Annotated in this window: 8 protein-coding genes and 1 pseudogene; 3 read left to right on the top strand and 6 right to left on the bottom strand. The window is 49.6% G+C overall.

Features of this window, described 5'->3' with window-relative positions:
- Positions 1–469: 469 nt before the first annotated feature.
- On the bottom strand, positions 470–2,359 hold the full coding sequence (locus tag ACTHRH_RS25155; RefSeq protein WP_440418188.1) for an endonuclease MutS2: 1,890 nt from the start codon (positions 2,357–2,359) through the stop codon (positions 470–472).
- A 635-nt stretch (positions 2,360–2,994) separates the two neighbouring features.
- Entirely contained in the window at positions 2,995–3,585 is a 591-nt protein-coding gene (locus tag ACTHRH_RS25150) for a TetR/AcrR family transcriptional regulator (protein ID WP_150960592.1), read from the bottom strand.
- A 123-nt stretch (positions 3,586–3,708) separates the two neighbouring features.
- On the opposite strand from ACTHRH_RS25150, the gene ACTHRH_RS25145 reads away from it, so the two are divergent.
- The 3 genes and pseudogenes from ACTHRH_RS25145 to ACTHRH_RS25135 form a co-directional block, all read left to right on the top strand.
- Complete coding sequence (locus ACTHRH_RS25145; protein ID WP_440418186.1) at positions 3,709–4,248, top strand: hypothetical protein; 540 nt, start codon at positions 3,709–3,711, stop codon at positions 4,246–4,248.
- Between the two features lie 281 nt (positions 4,249–4,529).
- Positions 4,530–5,267 (top strand): cyclase family protein, encoded by a 738-nt coding sequence (locus ACTHRH_RS25140; RefSeq protein WP_440418184.1) that lies wholly within the window; start codon positions 4,530–4,532, stop codon positions 5,265–5,267.
- A 47-nt stretch (positions 5,268–5,314) separates the two neighbouring features.
- Positions 5,315–5,439 (top strand): annotated as a pseudogene (locus tag ACTHRH_RS25135) (formylglycine-generating enzyme family protein); the annotation flags it as partial.
- A 5-nt stretch (positions 5,440–5,444) separates the two neighbouring features.
- On the opposite strand, the gene ACTHRH_RS25130 reads toward ACTHRH_RS25135, so the two are convergent.
- The 4 genes from ACTHRH_RS25130 to ACTHRH_RS25115 all read right to left on the bottom strand — a co-directional run bounded on the left by ACTHRH_RS25130 (position 5,445) and on the right by ACTHRH_RS25115 (position 9,661).
- Positions 5,445–6,107 carry a FusB/FusC family EF-G-binding protein gene (locus ACTHRH_RS25130; protein ID WP_440418182.1) on the bottom strand — a complete coding sequence of 221 codons (663 nt, stop codon included), beginning with the start codon at positions 6,105–6,107 and terminating at the stop codon, positions 5,445–5,447.
- A gap of 407 nt (positions 6,108–6,514) precedes the next feature.
- Positions 6,515–7,774: a tyrosine--tRNA ligase gene (tyrS, locus tag ACTHRH_RS25125; RefSeq protein WP_144933786.1), complete on the bottom strand. Its 1,260-nt coding sequence runs from the start codon at positions 7,772–7,774 to the stop codon at positions 6,515–6,517.
- 443 nt (positions 7,775–8,217) lie between these two features.
- The gene (locus tag ACTHRH_RS25120; protein WP_440418180.1) at positions 8,218–8,625 is read right to left on the bottom strand and encodes a hypothetical protein; all 408 of its coding nucleotides are present in this window, start codon (positions 8,623–8,625) and stop codon (positions 8,218–8,220) included.
- A 115-nt stretch (positions 8,626–8,740) separates the two neighbouring features.
- Positions 8,741–9,661: an aminoglycoside phosphotransferase family protein gene (locus ACTHRH_RS25115; RefSeq protein ID WP_379286249.1), complete on the bottom strand. Its 921-nt coding sequence runs from the start codon at positions 9,659–9,661 to the stop codon at positions 8,741–8,743.
- Positions 9,662–10,248 lie beyond the last annotated feature (587 nt).

The raw sequence follows: 10,248 nt of genomic DNA, 5'->3' as shown, positions 1-10,248 counted from the left end.
AACCTCCAAAAAGAGAGGAATTGTATACATGGTTATTTTTTTATGGTGCGGACTCCGGAATTAGGGGGCCTAGCCGATTCCTCCGCTTGCAACGATGCCTGCAGACGGTAAAATAGACGAATTTTCAAGGTAGTTAATTCATTTTCTACTATTCGTTTGAATTTACCTACATACAATACAGTTAAATCACCCACCCCCTACTGCTTCTTCTCCCCAATCGCCCGGCAACCTGTTCTGCAACCATATCTATCGCCGCCTTCGCACGGACGCAAACAACCACGTCCAATTTGACGTGGTTGTTATTGTTTGTATGCGTTCAGTCTTCAGCTTTCAATATGCCCCGGAACTGACGCAAAACGGAGTGACCTTATGTCTGAGTCCATGACCGCTTGCTGTATCACCTTGACAGAGCGATGGGCACGGCAGCGGCAGCTTTGGCAAGTACTCGGGGCCTTCCTGCCTTCAAGTCTTAATGCGACTCCTCCACGGGGAGATCCAGCGACAAGAACCGATGGCTGATGGTCAGCTTTTTGCCCATCACCTGAACCACTGCCTCCTCCTTGGCATCGATCAACTGCTGTATCGTTCCGGTACACTTCAGCGGCAGAATCCATATGCTGTCCCCCACTTGCAGCGGACGGTTCGCCGCCGGCTGCTGCCGATCGGCTCCAGGCTCCTGACGAAGGCTTCCCGTCCCGGCAGCTTGTTGGGACAATTCTTCGCCTTGTGAAGCGTCCATACTCCCCCTCGAAATCTCCTCTTCATCGTCATCCGGCAGCGGAATGAATTCCACTACGCTGCCCGCTTCCGGCCTCTCGCCGCTCCCGTCTGCACGGCCTGCAGCCGCGCGTTCCTCCGCCCTGACGACCACATGCTCCGGCAGCCCGAAGCGGCGGGCGATCGCGAAGGCGAAGCTGTCGCCGGCCTCGCCGATTTCCAGACGATACAAGGAGCGCAGCGTCTCCGGATCGAATACCATGCGCGCATTCGTGCATCCCGGAGTTTGTGCGGCAAAGCGTTTGATCTCGTTGAAGTGGGTCGTCGCCGCTACGAGAGAGCCGCGCCGCAGAAATTCTTCCAGCAGCGCGATCGATAACGCGATGCCTTCACCGGGATCGGTCCCGGCCGCCAACTCATCCAGCAGCAGCAGCGATCGGCCTCCTGCCACCTCCAGCATCTCCTTGAGGTTGGCCATATGAGCGGAGAAGGTGCTGAGCGAGTGCTCGATGCTCTGTCCGTCACCGACATCGGCCATCACATGCTCGAATATCCCGAAGACCGTTCCTTCCCCGGCGGGGATCAGCAGGCCAGACTGCACCATAAGCGTCAGCAGGCCGATCGTTTTGAGCGTGACCGTCTTCCCTCCTGAATTCGGCCCAGTGATGATGAGCTGCCTCCACTGCCGTCCGATCGATACGTTCAACGGCTTGCATTCCTTGCCGAGCAGCGGATGCTTCGCATCGACAAGCTTGATGACCGGATGAGCGGATAGCCGAACGCGGATGCCGTCCCAGGTGCGGGACAGCTTGGCACGTGCGAATATGAAGTCTAGGGAGGCCATGACCTCCAAATTCGCTTTCAGCTTGCTGCCTTGGCTTTCCACCATTTCCGACAGCTCGGAAAGCACCATCATCCGCTCGCGCTCCTCCTCCGCTTTCCACATCTGCCATTCGGTATGCAGCTCGGCTACATCGGCAGGCTCAATAAACAAGGTCTGTCCGCTCGCCGATTCATCCCATACCGTACCCGGCACCTGCTTGCGGAAATCCCGCCTTACCGGAAGCACATAGTGCCCGTGGCGTTGGCTGACCAGGTGCTCCTGCAACGCATGTTTGTATTTGCCCAATGTCTGGCTCACCTTGCGCTCGATCTTGGACTCCAACAGCACAATGTGACGTCTGGCATCGGCCAGGGCCGCGCTGGCCTGATCGGTCAGAGCACCATTGCGGATACAGCGTTCCAGATGCTCGCGGAGCGCCGGGCATTCATGCAACGAATCGCAATAGCGGCTGATGGTCGGGGCAATCTGCCGCTTAGCGTCCATATAACGTTTCATCTGTCCTACCGTGCTTAACCAGCCAGTCAATTGGCCGAGTTCCTTCTCATTGTAGATTCTTCCTCTGCCCAGCGCAGCCAGGAACGGTTCGATCCCTTCCATCGCCGACAAAGGAACGCTCGAGCCCGCTGCAAGCAGGGCGGCCGCCTCCGATGTCTCCTCCAGCCATTCTCTGACGACGGCCTCGTCCGGGCTTGGCTGATGCTGCTCGGCCAGGCTTCTGCCTCCAGATGAGATGGTGAAAGTGATCAGTTGATTTTTAATTTTGTCATATTCCAGTCGCTTCAAATTCATTTCGTTCATTGGTTCATATCCTCCAATAATAGTAATAAGCCTAAGTCGGCAGAATGCATTCAACGGTGAAAACCACTGCTATACCAAGGATAAACGGCTGCCACCGTCCTTTGGACAGGCGCGTTTACCGATGAAATATAAGAACAGGTATACGGTGAAACCAACTTATACTTCCATATATTTGCAAAAAAACAGGGATGGGTAAGAGCATACGCTCCCCATCCCTGTCATAGCGGTACGGCAAATACGATGCGGATCAAGTCCGGCACCTTCCGGGATCTGTGTCTCGGACGATGTCCCCGACCCTGGCTGTGCCCAAACATGCATCGTTGGCCGAATAAAAAAAGCGTGCTCGAAGAGCACGCAATTTTATGCCGTCTGCAGGCGGAAATTGTCATGTTCTTAACTCAAGAGATCAGCACGATGAGCATCACGAAAGAAACCTGCTGAAATAGCAGTCAGCAAGCAAAACGACTCTGTTCATCATGACTGAATTTATCCAATTACGAGTTAAGAACGATCACCGACATCAAAACTTCCCCTTACACATTGAATTTACGTAAATCATACGTTAATCTTTCGATTTCGTCAAGTCTTCCTTCGGAATCAGCTCCGGCCTGCGGTACTCGGCCAACTGCCGATATTCAGCCTTCAGCGCAAATGGAGTCGAGATGCTGGGACAGAACGGCTTTAATCCGCTCTTTATTCACCCGATGCGGCTCCAACAAGGCATGGATGGCTATCCCATCGATCAGGGCGTACAGCTTTTCCGTTTCGATTTCTTTGTCCAGGTTGTTCCGCAGCATGTGATGGTGGTCCATGTAATCGATCAGCTTCTTCATTCCGGCATAAATTCCATCATGCTGTGCATCAAGCACATCGTTCTTGTGCCTTGTATAGAAGGTGAACGCAAACCATACCTCCATTTCCGCCATCTTATTCTCATCCAAGGGCACAAGCTCCAGCATAATGTTCAAAATCTTGTCTTTCGGAGGCAGGTCGGACATAGCGATTTGTTGAATGCGCTCCGTCGCCCGATCCTTGACGAGTTTCATTGCAAAGACGAGCAGCTCATCCTGGGTTGAGAAATAATGGCGCAGCGCGCCCAAGGATAAACCCGCTTCTCTGGCAATATTTCTTACCGTCGCCCCCTTCATCCCCTGATTTAAGATGACCCGCCAGGTTGCTTCCGCGATATGATTTCTTCTTTCTTCATGATCCACTAGTTTTGGCATGCTTTTATTATACCGGACCCTAAAGTTTTACACAATTTATTTAATACAATTGTATTATTTAAAGCCTCCTGTTATAATGTTTCTTGTTAACAAGGAATACACCGATGAAGAAGGAGCGTTCGCATGAATTTAGTAGCCTGGATGATTGTAGCCTGTGAAATTGCATTCTGGGTCGTCATTATTTTAGGATTATTTGCTAGATACGTCTTGAAACAACAGAAGCTGGGAGTGTTCCTGCTTGCATTGACCCCGGTTGTGGACTTGATTTTATTAATTACGACCGGCGTCGATTTGTACCGTGGAGCAACCGCCACTACCGCACACGCAATTGCCGCCGTCTATATAGGGGTATCGATTGCCTTCGGCAAAAGCATGATCCAATGGGCAGACGAACGGTTTCGCTATTACGTCGCCAAGCAAGGCCCCAAACCGGTCAAGCTGTACGGAATGGAGTATGCGATCAATTATTTCAAAAGCTGGTTGAAACACGTGCTGGCTTATCTGATCGGCGCCGGATGCCTTGCCGCCCTCATTTACTTCATTGACGATCCCGACCGGACGGAAGCCCTGTCTAAAATATTAAAAGTATGGACATTGGCGCTCGGAATTGATTTGCTCATAACCATTTCCAATTTTATCTGGCCGAGGAAAGCCAACGGGTAACAAACCCCGCTTTTTTTGCAGAGGACTCTGTCTTACTGCCTTGACACTCGGCTATTTAAGCATTTAAAGTAGAAGTCAATAACAGATTTTCTTATCCGAAAGAAGTGGGTGGCTGGCCCTTGGAAGCCTCTGCACCAGTCATCCGGTGAAGGGTGCTAATTCCGGAAGCGTAGAGCTTGAAGATAAGAAGAATCATCCTGTTGCCGCAGCCTCTTCTGTTTCTGGAATGAGGCTTTATTTTTTGCTTAAGCAAGCTGTAGAAAATATGATGAGGTGATCCGATGGCGAATGAATTGATCAAAGCCCTTGCCTTGCTGAAGGAAAAAGAATGGGTGGACCTGACGCACACGTTTGGTCCGGAATCCCCGCATTTTTCCGCCTTTCCCGCCGCCGAATTTTCAGCCATGTTTACCCATGACGACGGTTTCCTGGCCCAAAGCTTTAAATTTGTCGGACAATATGGAACGCATCTGGATGCTCCTATTCATTTCGTTCGGAATACGAGATATTTGGACGAACTGGATTTGAAGGAATTGGTGCTGCCGCTTGTGGTCATCGATAAGTCTAAAGAAGCGGCGGAGAATAACGATTACTCCTTAAGCGTTGAAGATCTGCTGCGCTTCGAAGAGGAACACGGCCGTATCGAACCCGGTACGTTCGTCGCGCTGCGTACGGACTGGAGCAAGCGCTGGCCGGATGTGGAAGCCTTCAACAACAAGGATGACGATGGCCATAGCCACGTGCCCGGCTGGTCTCTGGAGGCGCTGAAGGTTTTGTTCGAGGAGAGAAAAATTAAGGCGATCGGTCACGAAACGTTCGATACGGATTCCAGTCTCGATTATCGGAGAAACGGGTCGCTTATAAGCGAATACTATGTGCTGGAGCAGGACACTTATCAAGTAGAGCTATTAACGAATCTGGACAAGGTTCCGGCAACCGGCGCCGTCATTTTCAATCTTGTCCCCAAACCGGAGAAAGCTTCCGGCTTCCCGGTCCGGTCATTCGCCATTTTGCCCTGAGCTTTGAGCTTTAGCTGACAGAGAAAGTCATCTACAAACCATGACTTTATGACGTGGTCTGCGGCGGCAGCTGGGTGAAGAAACCGGAGGCTGCGGGGCGACCTGGCGCCGCCGCAGTCACCCTGCGTTTCGAATAGATGATCCTGGCTTTCGTCTTGCCAGGTCTCTATAGTTTTATTATATTTCCTCGTATCCCGTCACTTCTCGAACGAACTTTTCCAGTGCGGTGACATCGGTAATATTCTTATTGCAAACTTCGCTGTCCACGCATACATAGTTCCCGATAGCCTTGTAGTAGTCAGGCGAAGCTTTGGCCGGTCTGTGTTTCGTAATCGCAGAGAATAAAGCAACGTCTTCGTGGCGATTGCACAAAAAGCACACGCCCTTGTTCGTCGGAGTAAATCTACCCTCGATGCCGACGAATTTCCCGTTCAGAGGATAGACAAGAAACAATTTATTTGTCGCTATATCTACCCAGCCCAGATAAGTGAGATGGCGGTAATCGAGAGCGGTCAAATCAGGCTGCTTCATTTTTTTGATTTTAGGGAACAGCTTGTTAAGCTGCTTTCCCGTGATTTGCGGAAACTCCGCCAAATAAGGCTCCAACGACTCCAGATAGTGCTGGAATTGTTCGGCCGTATGAAGCGTTGAAATCTTCTCCAGCAATTGTTGTTGAAGCTCTGTGGCATCCGGGAACGCTTCGATCATTTTCGATTGAGCGCTGTATCTGACCGATTCCACCACTTTCGGGTCGGAAACGTTGCTGCAGGCATTCTTAAGCAGGCCTGTCTGCTTTTTGATTAAGTTATATTGATGGTTTCTAATGAATGGTTGGTTCATGCTCTCAGCCCCTTATTTTTTATAAAAGCGAAAACAAGGTGCAAAGCCCATTATTAGAAACGATATAAGCTCTCTCGGGCGACATGCTCTAATAACTGTCCGCCCATGCAAAGTATCGCCCTAATGCCAGGCTTTGCATGAGCAGCTTCTTCTTCCGGCAATTGAAATTGCCATCCTTAACACCCCCAGTCATCAATCAGTATATACATACTTCTGCCCCCGCATCAATCCCAAAAACAATTATAAAGAGTTTATACGGGTTGAAACGACCGCAAGTTTATAACATTTTACTAAGGCCGAATTTAAGTTAAAAGCTGTTCAGGACGGAGTCATCTTACCTTGCTTAAACAAAACAAGAAGCTGCGCCTCTGCTATACCAAAGGGCAGCTTCTTATCATTCTTTACGTCTAAGACAATCTGACCAGGCTGTAGTTTTTCTTGCCCTTGCGGATAATGATGAAGCGTCCGCCGATCGCTTGATCGGCTGTCACGACCAGTTCCAGATCGTTGATGCGCTCGCCGTTGATCGAGATTGCGCCCTTCGTAATGTCCTCGCGGGCCTGCCGCTTGGACGGCTCAATGCCTAGCTCGACCAGCCATTCAACGATATTTTTGGAATCCCGTGTGGCTTCGTACGTCGGCATTTCCTTGAAGCCCTGCTCGATCTCGTCCGCGGTCAACGATTTAATATCCCCGCTGAACAAAGCGGCTGTGATCCGCTTCGCCTGCTCCAGCAGCTCCTCGCCATGGACAAACCTTGTCATTTCTTCGGCGAGTGTTTTTTGCGCTTCGCGCTTATGCGGCTCGGTCCGTACCTTCTCCTCCAGCTCGTCAATCTGCTCCTTGGACAGGAAAGTGAAGTACTTCAAGTATTTCACGACATCGCGGTCATCGGTATTGGCCCAGAACTGGTAGAACTCGTAAGGAGTCGTTTTGTTGGGATCTAACCAGATCGCCCCTCCTGCCGTTTTGCCGAATTTCGTGCCATCAGCCTTCAGCATTAGCGGAATGGTCAGACCGAATGCTTTAGCCTCAGGTCCTTTCTTCTTGCGAATCAGATCCAGACCGCTTGTAATGTTGCCCCATTGATCGGAGCCTCCGATTTGCAGCTGTACGTCTTCATTCTCATACAGATATAGGTAGTCAATCGACTGCAGAATCTGGTAGGAGAATTCCGTGAACGAAATTCCGCTTTCCAGCCGGCTGGCGACAACATCCTTGGCAAGCATCGAGTTGATGCTGAAGTTTTTACCGTAATCGCGCAGAAATTCGATAATATTGATTTTGTGCGTCCAGTCGTAGTTATTGACCATGCGAATTTGGTTGTCACCTTCGGTGATAAACAGCTTTTTCAACTGGGCCGTCAGCGCCTCGACATTGGCCTGGACTTGTTCCAGCGTTTGCAGAGAGCGCTCCGTTTGGCGGCCGCTCGGATCGCCGATCGTCCCCGTTGCGCCGCCGATCAGAATGACCGGACGATGGCCGGCAAGCTGGAAGCGTTTCAGTACCATGAATGGAATCAAGTGGCCGATATGCATGCTGTCGCCGGTCGGGTCCACACCACAGTATAATGAAATGGATTTCTCATTAGTCAATTCGCGAAGCCCTTCGGCGTCGGTCTGCTGATTGATGGCGTCGCGCCATTCGAGTTCGTCAATAATATTCATTGCCTTGCCACTCCTTCAATTAATATCTGCCATAGTAAGATGATTTTACGTTGAAAATAAAAAAACGCCCCTTGTCTATTGTAGACATAGGGACGATTGTATAACCGCGTTACCACCCAGATTGCACCATGGAACCCGGCGCTTGCGCGCTCCATTCGTGCCGCTCTCGGCGAGATATCGTTCGCCATTCCGCTCGACATTACCCGAGATACTCCAGAGTGTAATTCGCCGTCTTAATGTGTATCGGGTTCCACTACCCCCGACTTTCTGGAACAGGGATTAAGCGACTACTGGGCTCTTTCAACGTATATCACATATAAGATTACAGAACAGTATAGTGAAATAATTTATCCATGTCAACCGGATGGAGCTTATTTATATGATTATTCTATAAAGCGTCCTATTCCGAATACAAGGCAGCCGATCAACGATGAAGCTTAAGTCTACTCTACCTTAACTATAAATGCATATAATCCGCTTTTATTCTTCCCCCACTCGGCACGAATGGAGTAGATATACTCCCCTTTTTCCTCCGGAAGAGTAAATTTGTTAGACTCAAGTTCAACCTCTTCTCTGCTTTCCTGCCCCTCCCATCTGGACAGGATCATGCGGTCCGGCTTTCCCGAAAATTTAATGGTAACTTCTGTACCCGGTGAAACGGTGACCGACTCCGTGTCTTTGACCAAATAATTCGGTCCAGGTGCATCTGCAACGACGTTTTTCCAGGCGTACGTGCCCAGAACGACCGGAATTTTGATATTATCGGCGGTTAGGCTTGGCATTGGCGGACGGCTGCTGCACCCGACCAGAAGGATGGCCAAAACCGTGAACAAAACAAACCATTTTCTCATCCCTTCTCCCCCTATACTTATATATTTTCCAAGCTAAGCTTCTGTTTCCTTGGCTAATCAAGGTCTCCGCATGTGCCATAGATTCAGCTTGCCTGCGTTATGGACGAAGGCTGCTCTAAGCATACCATCCGGGCTTGACTTCTTCAAAACCATGGTGATCTTCTATCACTCTATGGAGCTTTTCCAACATCTGATCCAGTTCCTCCGGCTTCACCCGCAGAATCCATACGATGGATGAAAAAATACTCATCGCCAGATACAAGGAATATAACTTCCAGAAAAGCTCATCCGGATGGCTCCCCTTGTGATACCCTACGATTTGACCGATCGCAAAAGGAACACTCACTTCGCTGCTGAATAATCCCGTTTTCAAAAATTCATGGATCGGGTCGCCCCAGTCATAGCGGTTAAAATCAATAATCCCCGCCAACTTCTCATCCTTAATGATCAAGTTCCCGACATGAAAGTCATCATGCTGAAATAAGTTGGGACGCTGCTTCATCAGATGAATATAGTCATCGATAAAAGACCCGATCCGGGGAGCCTCCCTCAGCTTATAACCGCAAGCTTGATACTGCTCTATGTACTGTCTGTGCTTCTTATATTTGCGTTCGAACCATCCAGGGACTTCAGCAGAAGCGGTATATTGATGCATCCTGAGCAGCTCTTCCCCCGCCTCCTTCCCAATGGCATACTGGGCTTGTTCGGATAAAGCGCCGATATGCTCCTCGGCATCTTCACCTTCAATATAGGATAGGAGCATGTATCCTTTATCCAACGGCTCCACGGCTCCGAAATCAACCGGTCTCGAGCATTTTACGTTGTATTTCTCCATTTTTTGCAGGACATTGAACTCGCTTTTTTTGGAGTTCCAGTGCTTCAAATCAAACATTCGCAAAAGATACCGCCTACCATCCGGATGTGAGACACGGTATTTCTCGTCATTCGAATAGCCTTTATGAATGCGGACAAGCTTGTGATCTCCCGTCAAATACGGGATGTACCGGCCTAGCCTGGAAAGAGCCTGATCGTCCATGAATCCTCCTTTCACTTTCTTGAATGAAGTCCGACATCATGATGGTTTATCCGTATTATAGCGGAGATGCCGATGTTTAGCTCGTTATTTTTTCGAGCAGTCCGAATGAATCCGTCATTGACATCCTGATGTTCAAATTAATATAATCTGGCGTCCCAATCGTCATTTTCCTGGTTATATCCCTTCTCAATCTCGATGTTTCTCGGGCTGAACCTTGCCCTTCCTCCGATTCATATTGATTCGCGGAACAACCTTCCACAAATGTCATAAGTAAATGCTCATGTCCATTTTCCACTTGATAGCCAACAACTCCAGGGACTGGAAGCTTGTCCTCTAATCATCGCAGCCTTCAGCCTCATCACACAAACTTTCCGGATACTCTATACACTATATTTTTAAAATAAGCTCCTGACGGAGACCTGAGGGAAAGCCAACGTCGCATCCGGGTCGGTGAAGACATCGAAAAGACGAGCAAAAATACATTAAAATCGTGCCCTTTTCCAAAAAGAAGATGGCGTAAAGTATTCTGTGTACCAAGATTTGGAGCCTTCACAGGCGACAAAAAAGTAGGGTATTCTCGGGATTGC

The organism is Paenibacillus sp. SAFN-117, from assembly GCF_051966115.1.
Lineage (GTDB): Bacteria > Bacillota > Bacilli > Paenibacillales > NBRC-103111 > Paenibacillus_L > Paenibacillus_L residui.
The sequence above is the reverse complement of the archived record's forward strand: the minus strand, read 5'-3'. Positions and strand labels throughout refer to the sequence as shown.